Here is a 14,861-nt window from a genome sequence, read left to right on the forward strand (position 1 = left end):
TGTCCCGCGTCTGTCCACAGGGTCGGATGGCGTAGCTCCGGCTCGGTGTGACTGCCGATCCTGACAGAGGGAGTGACCTCCAACAAGGGATTCCGTTGTTTCCTTTTGGTTACGCAACGGAATCTGTCGGTCACCTGAGTGTGTGAGCAGGAACAACGCAGGAGGGTGTCACCGGCGCCTCGCACAATGGCACGCATGGGGAAGATCGACTCGTGGGAGACCCTCGTCCGGGAAGTCCGTGCGGGAGCCGGCATCACGTATCTCTGTTTCTGGGGTCACCGTCCACGGCGGGACGGCCAGGTGGGAGCGAGCTGTCTGAGTCAGTGGTGGCCGGCGCCGTTCACGGTGGACGGGGTGACCTACCCGACCGCCGAGCACTGGATGATGGCCGGCAAGGCGCGGCTGTTCGGGGACGCCGAGGCGGAACGGCGCGTGCTGGCCGCACGGCACCCGGGGGAGGCGAAGGCACAGGGCCGGCTGGTGCGCGGTTTCGACGAGGAGACGTGGGCGCGTGAGCGCCGCGCGATCGTGGTCGAGGGCAGCGTGCACAAGTTCGCGGCGCACCCCGAGCTGCGTGCGTTTCTGCTGGGCACCGGGGACACGGTCCTGGTGGAGGCCAGCCCGCTGGACCGGGTGTGGGGCATCGGGCTGGCCGCCGACGACAAGGCGGCCACGGACCCCGAGCGCTGGAAGGGCCTGAACCTGCTGGGTTTCGCGCTGATGGAGGCCCGGGAGCGGCTGCGCGCCGGCACCGGCGACGTGGCGTCCGGCGCGCGCCGCGGCCCGGGCGAACGACGTCCGGGCCGGCAGGTCAGGGGATGAGCCGCGCGGTCGGTGCGGCCCGCAGGGTGTCGCCGTACAGGGAGTCGTCGTCGCTGTCGGCGTCGGCCGCGAGGACACCCACGACGATCAGGAACGTGATCATGGCGAGCCCCAGCACGATGCCGATGCTGCCCAGGACGAGACCGGCCTGCGCCTGGGTGTGGTTGTCGGCCTCGCCCCGCTCGGCCTTGCGGCGTCCCTTGACGCCGAAGACGACGGCGAGGATGCCCAGCACCAGCGAGACGACGCCGTAGGCGCAGAACAGGCAGCAGGAGATGATGCCGAGCACCAGCGCCGCCACACCCATGCCGTTCTGCGGGACCACCGGCGCGGCGGACCAGCCGTAGAGCGGGGTGCCCGGGTAGCCCGGGTAGTTCGGGTAGTTCGGGTAGTTCGGGTAGCCGGGGGCCTGGGCGGGGTAGCCGTAGCCCGCGGGAGCGCCGGGGCCGGTGGGCGCGACCGGCGGCGGGGGCACGGCAGCGGGCGGCTGGGGCGCGGCAGGGGGCGGCGGAGGCACGGCAGCGGGCGGCTGGGGCACGGCAGGGGGCGGCGGGGGCACCGGGGCCGGCGGCGGAACGCTGTTCGCGGGAGGCGGGAAGGCGGCCGGCATCGAGGTCACGGTGACCTGGTCGTGCACCGTGGGTGTGGCCGGCGGTGCCGCCGGCGGCGGGCCCGGGGTGCCGGGCTGCCCGGAGGCGGGCGTCTGTGCCCCGCCCGCCTGCCGGGCAGGCCCGGGCTGCGGCGCCGCCCACGGGTTGCCGTCGGCGCCGGCGTCGCCGCCCGGCCGTGTCATGTCGGTCATGCTTTTTCCGTCCCCCTGGAGTCGAACGTCCCGCCATGCTACGGCCCTGACCGCAGTGGTGGCACGGCCGGAGGAACCCGCCGGCTGCGCGGCCGGGCCGGAACCGGGCGCCTGCCGGGGACCACCGGTGAGCCCGTAGGATGACGGTGCTCATCGATCAGCCGATCACCCGCACCACACCCGCACGAGCCTGACGTCCGCATCGCGCCTCGCCCCCACGGCGGCCCGATCCGCGCGGCAGGCACGCGAGCCGGCGGTGCCGTTCCCCGGGAGGGACGCCGTGACCCACCAGCACGCACCACGCGACCTGCAGGCCTTCATCGCCGGGCTGCCCAAGGCCGAACTGCACGTGCACCACGTCGGATCCGCCTCCCCCCGCATCGTCTCCGAACTCGCCGCCCGCCACCCCGGCTCGAAGGTGCCCTGTGATCCCGAGGCCCTGGCCGAGTACTTCACGTTCACGGACTTCGCGCACTTCATCGAGGTGTACCTGTCCGTCGTCGACCTCATCCGCACCCCGGAGGACGTCCGTCTGCTGACGTACGAGGTGGCCCGCGACATGGCCCGCCAGCAGGTGCGGTACGCGGAGCTGACCATCACCCCGTTCTCCTCCACCCGGCGCGGCATCGACGCACGTGCCTTCATGGACGCCATCGAGGACGCCCGCAAGGCGGCCGAGAAGGAGTTCGGCACCGTGCTGCGCTGGTGCTTCGACATCCCCGGGGAGGCCGGTGCGGAGGCGGCCGACGAGACGCTGCGGCTGGCCACCGACGACCGGCTGCGGCCCGAGGGACTGGTCTCCTTCGGGCTGGGCGGGCCCGAGATCGGCGTGCCGCGGCCGCAGTTCAAGCCGCACTTCGACCGGGCGATCGCCGCCGGACTGCACTCCGTGCCGCACGCCGGCGAGACCACCGGGCCGCAGACGGTGTGGGACGCGCTGACCGAGCTGGGCGCCGAGCGCATCGGCCACGGCACCAGCTCCGCGGAGGACCCCAAGCTGCTCGCGCACCTGGCCGAGCACCGGATCCCGCTGGAGGTGTGCCCCACCTCCAACATCGCCACCCGGGCCGTGGCCGACCTGGACGAGCACCCCATCAGAAAGTTCGCGGAGGCCGGAGTGCTGGTCACCGTCAACTCCGACGACCCGCCGATGTTCGGCACCGACCTGAACACCGAGTACGCCGTGGCCGCCCGGCTGCTCGGCCTGGACGAGCGGGGCGTCGCCGAGCTGGCCAAGAACGCCGTGCACGCGTCCTTCCTCGACGAGGCGGGCAAGGCTCGCATCGCCGCCGAGATCGACGCCTACACCGAGCGCCGGCTCGCGTCCTGACCAGGACGCCCCCGCCCGGTCCGTCCGGGCGGGATCGCCACGGCCTGGCACCCGCCGGCACGCGGGACACAATAGGGCGCATGCAGACCCTCACCGCCGTGGCGCACCGCGGCGACCCCTACCGTTTCCCCGAGAACACGCTCGACTCGCTCCGCTCCGCGCTCGGCCGGGGCGCGGACGCCGTGGAGGTCGACGTACGCCTCACCCGGGACGGCGTGCCCGTGCTGCTGCACGACGAGTCGCTGAAACGGCTGTGGCGGCACGACCGGCCGCTGCACTCGCTGACCGCCGGGCAGGTGCGCGAGCTGACCGGCGGCCGGGTGCCCGCCCTCACGGACGCGCTCGCCGCCACCGACGGCAGCCGGGTCCTCGTCGACCTGCCGGGCGCGCCCGGCCCGCGGGAGGTGTCCCGGATCCTGGGCGTGGTCCGCGACTGCGGGGCGCGGGACCGGGTCTACTACTGCGGGGGCGCCCGGACGATGCTCGCGGTGCGCGCCGCCGACGCGTCCGCCGAGATCGCCCTGACCTGGACCACCCTCGCGCCGCCGCGGCCCGGCCTGCTGGACGCCGTCCGGCCGCGCTGGCTGAACTACCGCTTCCCTCTGGTGACCCGACAGCTGGCGGAGCGGGTCCACCGCGACGGCCGCCTGCTGTCCGTGTGGACCCCGGACACCCGCCGCTCGCTGCGCCGGCTGATCGCCCTCGGTGTGGACGCGATCACCACCAACCGCGTCGACGTGCTGTGCGCCCTGCGCGGCCCCGGCGGCGAGCCGCCGCGCTGACCACCCGGCCGGCGAGCGCGGCCCGCAGCCCGGCCGGAGGCGCAGGCCGTGGCGGGCATGCCCGGCGCGTGCTGCCGCCGGGCGGTCAGGGCGCGTCCTGGCCGAGCGCCCGGCGCAACTCGCCCCGCCGTCCGATGCCCAGCTTCCGGTAGGTGCTGGTCAGATGGGTCTCCACGGTGCGGCGGGCCAGGTGCAGCAGGTCCGCTATCTCCGTGTTGGTGCGGCCCTCGGCGGCGAGCCGGGCGATACGGCGTTCGCTGTCGGTGAGCGAGGCCGCGCCGGTGCGGGCGGCGGCGGGCCGCCGGGCGCCGGCCTCGCGCAGTGCCTCCTCCACGAGGGTCAGCAGCCGGACCGCGCCCGCCTGTTCGGCGCGTTCCGCGGCCTCGCGCAGACAGGCGCGGGCCCGGGCGCGTTCCCCGGCGGCGGTCAGCTGCCGGCCCTGGGCGAGCAGGGCGGCCACCAGCTCGCCCGCGGCACCGGCCGGTGCGTCACGCAGCAACCGCACCGCCTCCTCGGCCAGTTCCAGGCCGCGCCGGCCGCCGGTGGCGGTGCCCAGCACCCGCAGGGCGCGGCCCACGGTGCGCGGGGTGCCCCACACCCGGGCCAGCCGCAGCTCCTCCTCGGCCAGGGCGAGCGCCTCGCGGTGGTGGCCGAGTGCGATCCGGCTCTCGGCGGCGGCGGAGCGCCACGGGGTGACGACCGGGCTGTTCACCTCGCGGGCGGCCTGGCGGCGGCCGCACTCCAAAAAGTCGTGCAGGGCGCCCGTGTGGTCGCCGATGGAGGCGCGCTGCACGCCGCGCGCGTACAGGAAACGGTTCAGCTCCCCGGAGGGAGGCGCATCCCGCAGGTCGAAGCCGTCCGCGAAGCGCCGCGCCTCGTCCGGGCGGCCCTGCTCGACCAGGGCGAGGAGGGTGTGGGCGTGCAGGTTGCCGGGTGTGCCCGCGCAGGTGCCGGGCGGGACCTCGCGGCTTTCGGGGATCTCGGCCGGCAGCCGTCCGTGGCCGGCGCGGGCCGCCGCGATGTCCGCCCGGGTGTGGAGCATCGCCTCGTGCATGGGGTGCAGCAGGCCGGGCCGCTGCGCGGCCAGACCGCGTTCCACCAGGCGGTCCGCCTCGTCGAGTTCGTCGGCCCACTGAGCGACGGCGGCCGCGGTGCCGAGCAGGAACGGCTCGGTCAGCGGGTCGGCGGGCTCGGCCAGCACCTGGCGCACCTGCCGCATCGCGTCGTCGGCCGAGACGAGCCCGGCGGCGGCCCCGTGCCGCACGAGCAGGACCCGGGCTGCGGGGCCGACCAGCTCGGGGGTGCGTGCGGCGGCGTCGCGCAGCAGCCGGTAGACGTCGCGCCGCAGCTCCTGGTCCCCGTCGGCCAGCAGCACGGAGGCGGTGCGCAGGGCGCCCACCAGGTCGGGCCGGTCGGTCAACTGGTCGTACACCGTGCGCAGCGCGTCGACGGCGGCGCGGGCCCGGCCGCGGGCGGCCAGCACGGTGCCCAGGGCGAAGGCGGCGCGCACCCGTTCCCGGGGGTCGCCCGGCAGCCGCAGCGCCTCGGTCAGCCGGGGGATGCCGGCGGCGGAGTCCTCACGGGCGGCCTCCAGGGAGCCCAGCTCGGTCAGCAGCCGCAGCCGGCGCCCGTCCGGCAGGGGCTCCGCCAGTGCTCTGCGCAGGAACGCCGCGGCGTCCTCGCGGCGGCCCTCGGACAGGGCGTGGTGCGCGGCGTCGTGGAGCACGTCGGGGGCCCAGTCCGCCCCCACGGGCCCGGTCGGCAGCAGCTGCCGGGCGATGGCCGAGGTGCCGGCTCCGTGGTGCAGCATCGATTCCGCGACAGCCCGGCGGGTGGCGTGCCGCCAGGTCTCCGGCACCCCCGCGAGCACCGCGTCCCGCAGCAGGGGGTGGGCGTACCGGGGACGGCCGGCGTGGTCCTGCCGGAGCCAGCCCAGGCCGGTCATGGCGGTGAGCCAGCCCGCGATCCGGGCCGGTGCGGCTCCGGTCACCCGGGCGAGCAGCGCGGCCGGTTCCGCCGGGTCGCCGGGGACGGGCGGCTGCGGCTCGCCGCTCCGCTGCGCCGGTACGAGGACGGTGCCGTCCCAGTCCTCGTCGAGGACGGCGAGCGTCCGCGCCACCTGTGTGGTGACCCGGCCGGCACTGTCCAGCCACCAGGAGACCGCGGCCGGGTAGGCGCCGGGGTAGAGCGCGGCCGTCGTCGCGGGCACGGGCTGCTGCCCGTCCGGCGCCCCGAGGTCGTCGAGAAGGGCACGCAGCAGCAGCGGGCTGCCCGCGGCCGCCCGCGCGCACTCCTCGGCCCAGGACGGCGGCACGTCCGGCAGCCGGGCACGGATCAGTGCGGCCGCCGTCTCCTCGGTGAGCGGCGGCAGGGTGCAGGTGTGCACGAGCGCCGGCGGCAGGGTGTGCGCGAAGCCGGGCCGGGGCGGGTCCACGTCGTACTGGGTGCGCTCGGCGACGACGAGCAGCACGGGCGCGGGCAGGTTGTCCAGGTGCCGGGCGAGCTCCACCAGCCAGCGGTGGGACGGCGCGTCCGCCCGGTGGACGTCGTCCACGGCCACCAGCAGCCCCTCGCTCCCGGCGGCCGCGCGCAGCGCACGCCACAGCTCCTCGTCCCGCTCGTGTTCCCCGCCGTCCCCGGCCGCATCCGGAGGTAAGCCGAGCAGCCGCCGTGCCACGGCGAAGGGGGCGCCGGCGTCACGGGGCGAGCAGCGGACGTGCAGGACGCGCAGGCCGTCGGCGGCGGCACGGGCCCGGGCCGCCTCCAGGGCGGTGGTCCGGCCGGTGCCGGTCGCGCCGCGCAGCACCACCAGGCCGCCGGTACCGGCCCGTGCGCGGGCGATGTGCGCCGCGAGCAGCGCGACCACCTCGTGCGGCTGCTCCTGCTCCGGTGCACGCACCGGCCGTCCGGTCAGGCCCGGGCGAGCATGCTGTGACACGGACATCTTCCGTCTCCTCGTCCACCGTGACATCCTTCGCCCCCGAGGACGTCATCCGGGGAAGTGCGGTGCCCTGACGCGGCCCGCCGCGGCCGCATGCGGTCCCGTGGTGCGCGTCCGTGTGATCTCGTGGCGCGGCTCGTGGTGTTCCACGATTGTCCGGGCCTCTCCCCTCACAGCAGGCTGTCAGGGCACACCTGTCACCCACCTGCCACGGCCCCGCGGGGCCGTGCGGACACGCGCACTGGGGGAACTCCTTGCTCAGCTCGTCGCGGACCACGCACCCCGGATCACCGGGCACTCCGGCCCGGATACCGGTGACCGTGCAGGCCACGGACCCGATCCTGCGCGAGGGAGTGCTCAGCCAGCTCCGCCGCCATCCGGAGGTCGAACTGCGGGAGGAGAACCGTTCGGGTCCCGGAACGGTGGCGGTGCTCGTCGACGACACGCTGGACGACGACGCGCTGGCCCGGCTGCGCCGGGTGGTGCGCGGCGAGGGGGCGCGGGCGGTGCTCGTCGTCAGCTCGCTGCGGGAGTCCGGGCTGCTGGACGCGATCGAGTGCGGGGTGGGCGCCGTCGTGTGGCGCCATGAAGCCAGTGCCCACCGCCTGGTGCAGGCCGTGGTCAAGGCCTCCCGCGGGGACGGGGATCTGCCCGCCGATCTGCTGGGCCGGCTGATGAGCCGGGTGGGGACGCTGCGCCGCAGTGCGGCAGCCGGGGGCGGCCCGGTCCCCTCGGGCCTGACGGCGCGTGAGATCGACGTGCTGCGTCTGGTCGCCGAGGGTCTCGACACCGGGGAGATCGCCGGCAAGCTGTCCTACTCCGAACGCACCGTCAAAAACGTCATTCACGGTCTGACCACCCGGCTGCACCTGCGCAACCGGGCCCATGCCGTGGCCTATGCCCTGCGGGAAGGCTACATCTGACCGAACGAGCAGACCGCACCGGCCCCGGGGGCAGCCCTCCTGCCCGGCCGCCGTCCCCGGCGCGCCTGGGACGGCGGCCGGGTGCGCGGCAGGATCGGCGGCGGTCCGCCGCCCGGCGCACGCCGGGACGGCACAGGACGCACGGCCGGACGAGGCACCGGCCCGGGACGGCACGACGGTCGAGCACGGCAGGGTGACAGCACGGTGATCCACGAGGTGGACGAGGTCCTTCGGACCCTGCTGCGCGGCGGCGCGCTGGCCGGTTCCGGGGTGGAGATCGACTTCGACGCCCCCACCCGCGACTGGGCCGCCCGCCGCAACACGCCCACGATCAACGCGTATCTGTACGACATCCGCGAGGACACCGCCCGTCGGCAGACCGGTCAGCTGCCCGTGGTCGACGAGCGCGACGTGGTCGTCAGACGGCGCCGGCCGCCGCGCTGGTTCCGGCTGTCGTACCTGATCACAGCGTGGACGAAGAAGGCGCAGGACGAACACCGGCTGCTGTCGGCCGCGTTGGCGACGCTGCTGCCCCACGAGCTGCTGCCGTCCGACCGGCTGCCCGGCCCGCTGGGCGCTCTGGGCATGACGGTGCCGCTGTCGGTGTCCGGCAACCGGGCGGAGTCCCGGTCGCTCGCCGAGATCTGGTCGGCGCTCGGCGGTGAACTCAAGCCGTCGCTGGACCTGGTGGCCACCGTGCCCTTCCCCGCCTACCCCGACTACGACGCCGGCCCGCCCGTCACCGAGGGCGCGGTGGTGCGGGCGCGTGCCGTGGACGGCGGCGCGGACGCGGAGGAGCGCGCCCACCGTCCCCACCAGGTGGCGGCCGCCCGGGCAGCCCGGGCCGCCGGCCGGCGCGGAACGGCTGCGGCGCCGTGACCGCCCCGCACCCGTCCCCCGGCGCGTCGGCGCCGCACCGCGCAGACGACGCCCCGGTGTCCGTGCCGCCGTCCGGTGACGCGCCGCGGGCCGCCGCGACGCTGCTGGCCCGGCTGGCCGCGCTGCGCGAGCGGGTCGCCCTGCTGGTGGACCACCGCTCCACCGGGGATCCCACCGCCGCCGACCCGCTGCGTGGCCTGTATCTCACGGAGGAGGCCGTACGGCACCTGCTGCGGCCCGCGGACGCCCCGCCCGGCGCCGTCTGTGAAGACGGCCTGCCCGGTACGCTCCTGGCCGCGGGCGCCGCCGACGGCACCCCGGCGCAGGACCGGCTGGCCGCACTGTGCGCGCGGCTCGGCCTGACGGAACTGGACGCGGCCCTGCTGGTGATCGCCCTCGCGCCCGACCTGGACCGCTCCTTCGAGCAGTTCTACGGCTACCTGAACGACGACGTCAGCCGGCGGCGGGCGACCGTCGCGCTCGCCCTCGACCTGTGCGGCGTCCCGGCCCACGCGGCGCCCGCCCGGGCCCGGCTGCATCCCGCGGCCCCGCTGGCCGCGCTCGGCCTGCTCACCGTGGAGGAGCCCGAACGGCCGCTGCTCAGCCGGTCGTTGCGGGTGCCCGACCGGGTCGTCGCCCATCTGCTGGGCGACGACACCCCCGATCCCGATCTGTCCGGACATCTGCGTCCGCTGCCCGCGCCCGCGCACGACGGCGACGAGGACGGGGAGTCGGCCCGCCTCGCCCGCCGGCTGGCCGCCCGGCTCGCCGACGGCGCCCCGGTCACGGTCTGCCTCCGCGAGGACCGCGAGGGCGACGGCCTGGCGTGTGCCGCCCTCGCGCTGTCCGCCGCCGGGCGGCCGGTCCTGCACTTCGCCGGGCCCGCGGAGCAGGTGCCCGCCCTGCTGCTTCAGGCCCGGCTGACCGGGAGCGTGGTCGTCGTCTCCGGGCTGCCCGAGGACCCGGCGGCGCTGCTGCGGCCGCTCGCCGCGGCGGACGTACCGGTGCTGGTCACCGGGCGACGCTCCTACGATCCCGCCTGGTGCGGCCCGGGCACCGCCGGCCCGCTGGTGGTGGAGGTGCCCCGACGCCCCGCCGGAGCGGTGTCCGCCTGGGCGGCCGTGCTCGGGGCGGACCCGGGCTTCGACCTGGCCGCCACCGTCGCCCCGTACCGCCTCTCCGACGACCGTGCCGCCCGGGCCGCCCGGGCCGCCCTGGACCTCGCGGCCTTCGAGGGCGTCCCGGTCTCCCCGGCTCATGTGCGGCTGGCTGCACGCCGGCAGTCCGCGTCGGGGCTGGAGCGGCACGCCCGCCGGATCCGCCCCGCCGTCGGCTGGGACGACCTGGTCCTGCCCGCCGAACCCCTCGCCCGGCTGCGGGAGCTGGCGGTGCGCGCCCGCCACCGCGACCGGGTGCTCGGCGACTGGCGGCTCAGCGCGGGCGGCGGCCGGGGCCGGGGTGTGCTCGCGCTGTTCGCCGGCGAGTCCGGCACCGGCAAGACGCTCTCGGCGGAGGTGGTGGCGGCCGAGCTGGGCCTGGACCTGTACGTCGTCCAGCTGTCGTCGGTGGTGGACAAGTACGTCGGCGAGACCGAGAAGAACCTGGAGCGGATCTTCACCGAGGCGGACCGCACCGACGCGGTACTGCTCTTCGACGAGGCCGACGCGGTGTTCGGCAAGCGCTCGGAGGTGAAGGACTCCCACGACCGGTACGCGAACATGGAGAGCGCGTATCTGCTGCAGCGGCTGGAGTCGTTCGACGGGATCGCCGTGCTCACCACGAATCTGCGCGCCAACATCGACGAGGCGTTCACCCGGCGGCTGGACCTGGTGGTGGACTTCCCGTTCCCGGACGCCCGGCAGCGGCTGGCCCTGTGGCGGCACAGCCTGGCGCACGTGCCCTGCGCGGACGACGCCGATCCGGGCGAGGTCGCCGAGGAGTTCGAGCTGGCCGGCGGGGCGATCCGCAGCGCCGTGGTGACGGCCGCCTACCTCGCCGCCGGCCGCGGCGACCGGGTCACCGCGGCCGATCTGCTGGAGGGTGCGCGCCGCGAGTACCGCAAGGCGGGCCGGCTGCTGCCGGGCCGCGGGGCCTGGTAGGCGCGCACCCGGCGCGGCGACGGCGGCCGCCGGCTCACTGCGACGCGGAGGGGACGATCTCCCACTCCTGGTCGTCGGTGTTGGAGCAGTGGTAGAGCGTCAGCCTGGTCTTGTCGCCGCCGGTGCTGAAACCCTCCACGTTCAGGCACTTGTTGTCGCTGGCGAAGTTGCGGATCCAGTAGGCGCCGCTCTGCTGCTTGTCCAGCCACCACAGCTGGTTGTCCGCCGTGGTGCCGTCGCAGGTGTACTCGGTGATCGGGGTCTGCACGGGGGCTGCCCCGTAGTCGGGCAGGTCCATGCAGAGCCCGTCCTTGACGTTGCGGATCTGGAAGAGGGGATTGCCCGCGGGTCCGCCGTCGGGGTACCTCACCTCCAGGTTCCACACCTGGTTGTTGTTCGAGGTGCCGTCGCAGGTGTACTCGTACACCGTCCCGTCGAGCGTGCCCTTGTCGTACCCGGGGATGTCCGCGCACTTGTGGGTGGTGGTGTTGCGCAGCAGCACGTGCGAGGCCGGCACGACGGGCTTCTCCTCGTCCTTCTTCTGCTCACCGCCGCCCCCGCCACCGCCGCCGTCGTCGCCGCCGTCGTCGTCGCCGCCGTCGGCCGGGGCCTGCCGCGTCGGTGTCTGCTCGGGCTCGGGCGGGGGTGCCTGGCTCAGCGGCGCGCTGGGGGTGGGCGAGGGCGCGAGGGTGCTGCCGGCCTCGGCGAGTTTCTCGGTGGCCGTGCTCTTGACGTTCGGCTTGTAGGCGATCCACAGCATCGTGAAGGTGATGCCGAGGGCCACCGCGACACCGAGGAAGGTGGCGAGCCAGCGGGGCAGGAACCCGCGCTGGATGTAGGTGCCCTCCACCGGCAGCGGGTGGGCGCCGGAGCGCAGCACGGACAGGGTGTACGGGCGCTGCTCCTTGCCCCCGAACCAGATGATCTTGCGCGGCCTGAGGGTGGCCTTGACGAAGGCGGCCCGGCCCGGCTCGATCTGCACATTGCTCGGGTGGAGGTCGTAGGAGAGCTGGTCACCGTTGTCGCTGCCGCTCACGGACGCGGTGACCTTGGTGTTGCCGAGGTTGTCGACGGCCAGCTGGGGGCGGCCGCGGAACCGGCCCTTGACGGTGGGCGGCACCAGCTCGGCCCGCACCTCGGTGAAGGGCGTGATCGTGAGGTTGCCCTCGGGGACGGTGACGGCCTCCGGGTGCTCGGTCGGGGTGATGCGGACGGCGTACGGGTGCGGTCCGGCGGCGGCGTCCGGTGTCCGGGGCGGGGCGAAGGTCAGCTCCACCGTCCCGGTGGTGCCCGGGTACAGCCGCAGGGTCTGCGGTTCGACGGTAATCCAGGGGGCGATGTCGCCGACCGGTTCGAAACGGTACTCGTCGACGACGTCGCCGGTGTTGCGCAACCGCAGCCGCACCCGTGTACTGCCACCCGGGTCGACAGTCGCCGAGGCCGGTTCCAGAGAAGTCCAAAGGCTCACGCCCGTGGACGCTAGACCGCGCCTGGCGGCTCGTCAGGAGTCCTATGGGCAGGATCGCTGCCCGAACGTCCGGGACGCGCGGCACCCGGCCGGCGGTGCGGGACGGGGCCCGGCGAGGCCGGGCGGCCCAGGTCAGGCCGCGCGCTGGTACTTGCCGTCGGTGCCGCGCGACCAGCCTCCGCGGTCGTGGTCCAGGCCGACGTCCGGCCCGTGCTTCGTGCAGGCCTCGACCAGCGGGTCGATGAACTGCTCCTGCAGCTTGTCGTCGGGGATGGAGCCCGGGTCGGCGCTGCGGTAGGCGCTGATGAAGTCGTAGACGCGTTGGAGTTCCGCGGAGCGCGGGGTCGTGGTGCCGTGCCTGCGGTTGAGGTCGGGGCCGCTGCTGCCGGGGTCGTCGTTGCGCTGTTCCGGCCGCGGCCCGATGACGAAGTTCGCGGGCACGTTGGCCAGGGCCGACTGCAGTCTGTCCGCGGTGACCGAGGCGACGTCCGGGAAACCTGCCGTGGGGGCGACCGGGGCCACCTGCCGCACCACCGACTGCTGCTGTGCGGGGGTGAGCAGACCGGCGAGATGCTTCAGGTCCGACTTGGGCACGATGTGGTGCAGCGTGTCCGCCAGGTCGGCGACGGCCGGGGCCACGCTCCGCTTGTACGCCTTCAGTTCCGCCTTGGTGCGGGAGTTCTTCCAGTCGTCCTTCTTCTTGGCCCGCTGCACGACGGCGTCCGAGCCGACCGCACGCCGCACCGCGGGGTGGTGGCCGCAGCCCGCCGTGTGCGGGTGTCGTTCGTCCGTCAGGGCCCGGGCGACGGCGGCGTTGTCGGCCAGCCGCTGCAGCGCCAGCACCCGCTGCACGGCCGTCGGCGGACCCGCCGGGCGGCGGCCCGCGTCCGGTGCGACGGCTCGCCTCTCCGGTGCTCCGTGTGCGCGCACGCTTCTCCCTTCCGACGTCCGGTGACGGTCCTCCACCGTGTCCTTTCCGCGTGACACGGGTGAAGGGCCGAAAGGGCAGGCACGGGGGCAGCACGGCGGGCTGCCCCGGAGGGCAACGACGGTGCCCCCGACCGGGGACCGGGGGACGTTTCGAGCGGCGCGCTTCGCGCGTGAGGGTGGACGTGTTCCCTACTCGTACCCCGAGGAGTGCACAGCATGCCGTCCTACCTGTCACCCGGCGTCTACGTCGAGGAGGTGGCCAGCGGTTCACGTCCGATCGAAGGTGTGGGCACCTCGGTGGCGGCCTTCGTCGGGCTCGCCCCGACCGGGCCGCTGAACGAGCCGACCCTGGTGACCAACTGGAGCCAGTACGTCGCGTCCTTCGGCGAGTTCACCGACGGGTACTACCTGGCCCACGCCGTCTACGGCTTCTTCCAGAACGGCGGTTCGGCGGCATATGTGGTGCGTGTCGGCGGCAGCGCCGAGGGTGCGGCCGCGGACGCCGGCCAGGCGGCCGCCGCGGCGCCGGCCGCGGTGGGTGCGCCGGCCGCTCCGGCCGCGCTGCCGCCGGGCGAGCCGCAGCAGCTGGGCACGTTCGCGGTGTCGGCCATCGCCCCCGCCGGCAGCGGCTCGCTGAGCGTGGAGGTCACCGACCCGGAGGGCGAGGGCGCCGCCGAGCGGTTCCGGCTGATCGTGCGGGACGGCGACAAGGCCGTGGAGACGTTCGACGTCACCGCCAAGAAGGGCAGCCGCAACTACGTCGTCACCCAGGTCAAGGACCGCTCCCGGTTCATCGCGGTGACCGAGACCGCGCCGGCCTCGCAGCTGGCCCGCCCGGACAACCAGACCGTCGCCCTGCCCGCCCCGGCCCCTGCCGCCGCGCCCGCCGTGCCGGCCGCCGCGGCGGCCCCGCAGCCGCACCCGGGCCCCTCCGAGTACATCGGCGACTCCGCGGACCGCACCGGTTTCGGCGGTCTGGAGGCCGTCGACGAGGTCTCCATGGTGGCGGTGCCCGACCTGATGGCCGCCTACCAGCGCGGTGCCCTCGACCTGGAGGCGGTCAAGGCGGTGCAGCTCGGCCTGATCGCGCACTGCGAGCTGATGGGCGACCGGGTCGCGGTCATCGACCCGCCGCCGGGACTGAACGCCCGTCAGGTCCAGCAGTGGCGGCAGGAGACGGCCGGCTACGACTCCAAGTACGCCGCCCTCTACTACCCGTGGATCAAGATCTTCGACCCGAGCAGCGGCCAGTCCCGGCTGGTCCCGCCGAGCGGCCACGTGGCCGGCGTCTGGGCCCGCAACGACTCCGAGCGCGGTGTGCACAAGGCGCCCGCCAACGAGGTGGTGCGCGGCGCGGTGGACCTGGAGACCCAGATCACCCGCGGTGAGCAGGACCTGCTCAACCCGATCGGCGTCAACTGCATCCGCGCCTTCCCGGGCCGCGGCATCCGGGTGTGGGGCGCCCGCACCCTGTCCTCCGACCCGGCCTGGCGCTACCTGAACATCCGCCGGTACTTCAACTACCTGGAGGAGTCGATCCTCATCGGCACCCAGTGGGTGGTGTTCGAGCCGAACGACCACGCGCTGTGGGCCCGCATCCGGCGCAACATCTCGGCGTTCCTGGTCAACGAGTGGCGCAGCGGTGCCCTGTTCGGGCAGCGGCCCGAGGAGGCCTTCTACGTCAAGTGCGACGAGGAGACCAACCCGCCGGAGTCGGTGGACCTCGGCCGGGTGATCTGCGAGATCGGCGTCGCACCGGTCAAGCCGGCCGAGTTCGTCATCTTCCGTCTGGCGCAGTTCTCCAGCGGCAGCGGCGAGCTGGAGGAGTAGGCGGGCAGGCCGCCCGCCGCTCCGCGTCGTCTTCCCTCCCCTAGAAGGACATCCC

At 74.9% G+C, this 14,861-nt stretch carries 11 protein-coding genes; 7 read left to right on the forward strand and 4 right to left on the reverse strand.

Annotated elements, in window-relative coordinates; all coding sequences use genetic code 11:
• Positions 1 to 195: 195 nt before the first annotated feature.
• Positions 196 to 822 carry a riboflavin biosynthesis intermediates N-glycosidase gene (ybiA, locus tag IE286_RS23170; protein ID WP_189798709.1) on the forward strand — a complete coding sequence of 209 codons (627 nt, stop codon included), beginning with the start codon at positions 196 to 198 and terminating at the stop codon, positions 820 to 822.
• On the opposite strand, the gene IE286_RS23175 is transcribed toward ybiA, so the two are convergent.
• Positions 812 to 1,624, reverse strand: a complete 813-nt coding sequence (locus IE286_RS23175; protein ID WP_189798710.1) for a DUF4190 domain-containing protein — start codon at positions 1,622 to 1,624, stop codon at positions 812 to 814. The genes ybiA and IE286_RS23175 overlap by 11 nt on opposite strands.
• Positions 1,625 to 1,814: 190 nt before the next feature.
• Here IE286_RS23175 and IE286_RS23180 point away from each other — a divergent pair, with 190 nt between their 5' ends.
• Entirely contained in the window at positions 1,815 to 2,954 is a 1,140-nt protein-coding gene (locus IE286_RS23180; protein WP_372462575.1) for an adenosine deaminase, read from the forward strand.
• An 80-nt stretch (positions 2,955 to 3,034) separates the two neighbouring features.
• A complete protein-coding gene (locus IE286_RS23185) occupies positions 3,035 to 3,736 on the forward strand; it encodes a glycerophosphodiester phosphodiesterase (RefSeq protein ID WP_189798712.1) in 702 nt (233 codons plus the stop codon).
• 85 nt (positions 3,737 to 3,821) lie between these two features.
• Here IE286_RS23185 and IE286_RS23190 read toward each other — a convergent pair whose 3' ends face one another.
• Complete coding sequence (locus IE286_RS23190) at positions 3,822 to 6,680, reverse strand: helix-turn-helix transcriptional regulator (RefSeq protein WP_189798713.1); 2,859 nt, start codon at positions 6,678 to 6,680, stop codon at positions 3,822 to 3,824.
• Between the two features lie 251 nt (positions 6,681 to 6,931).
• Between IE286_RS23190 and IE286_RS23195 the strand changes: the two genes are divergently transcribed.
• The 3 genes from IE286_RS23195 to IE286_RS23205 all read left to right on the forward strand — a co-directional run bounded on the left by IE286_RS23195 (position 6,932) and on the right by IE286_RS23205 (position 10,578).
• On the forward strand, positions 6,932 to 7,600 hold the full coding sequence (locus tag IE286_RS23195) for a helix-turn-helix transcriptional regulator (RefSeq protein ID WP_189798714.1): 669 nt from the start codon (positions 6,932 to 6,934) through the stop codon (positions 7,598 to 7,600).
• 204 nt (positions 7,601 to 7,804) lie between these two features.
• On the forward strand, positions 7,805 to 8,479 hold the full coding sequence (locus tag IE286_RS23200) for a Pvc16 family protein (protein WP_189798715.1): 675 nt from the start codon (positions 7,805 to 7,807) through the stop codon (positions 8,477 to 8,479).
• A gap of 56 nt (positions 8,480 to 8,535) precedes the next feature.
• Positions 8,536 to 10,578 carry an ATP-binding protein gene (locus tag IE286_RS23205; RefSeq protein WP_229863448.1) on the forward strand — a complete coding sequence of 681 codons (2,043 nt, stop codon included), beginning with the start codon at positions 8,536 to 8,538 and terminating at the stop codon, positions 10,576 to 10,578.
• Between the two features lie 34 nt (positions 10,579 to 10,612).
• On the opposite strand, the gene IE286_RS23210 is transcribed toward IE286_RS23205, so the two are convergent.
• Positions 10,613 to 12,046 carry an RICIN domain-containing protein gene (locus tag IE286_RS23210; RefSeq protein ID WP_189798717.1) on the reverse strand — a complete coding sequence of 478 codons (1,434 nt, stop codon included), beginning with the start codon at positions 12,044 to 12,046 and terminating at the stop codon, positions 10,613 to 10,615.
• A gap of 132 nt (positions 12,047 to 12,178) precedes the next feature.
• Positions 12,179 to 12,976 (reverse strand): hypothetical protein, encoded by a 798-nt coding sequence (locus IE286_RS23215; protein WP_189798718.1) that lies wholly within the window; start codon positions 12,974 to 12,976, stop codon positions 12,179 to 12,181.
• 216 nt (positions 12,977 to 13,192) lie between these two features.
• On the opposite strand from IE286_RS23215, the gene IE286_RS23220 reads away from it, so the two are divergent.
• Complete coding sequence (locus IE286_RS23220) at positions 13,193 to 14,806, forward strand: phage tail sheath family protein (RefSeq protein WP_189798719.1); 1,614 nt, start codon at positions 13,193 to 13,195, stop codon at positions 14,804 to 14,806.
• The last annotated feature ends 55 nt before the right edge of the window (positions 14,807 to 14,861 follow it).

It is taken from the genome of Streptomyces thermodiastaticus, from assembly GCF_014656135.1.
Taxonomy (GTDB): domain Bacteria; phylum Actinomycetota; class Actinomycetes; order Streptomycetales; family Streptomycetaceae; genus Streptomyces; species Streptomyces thermodiastaticus.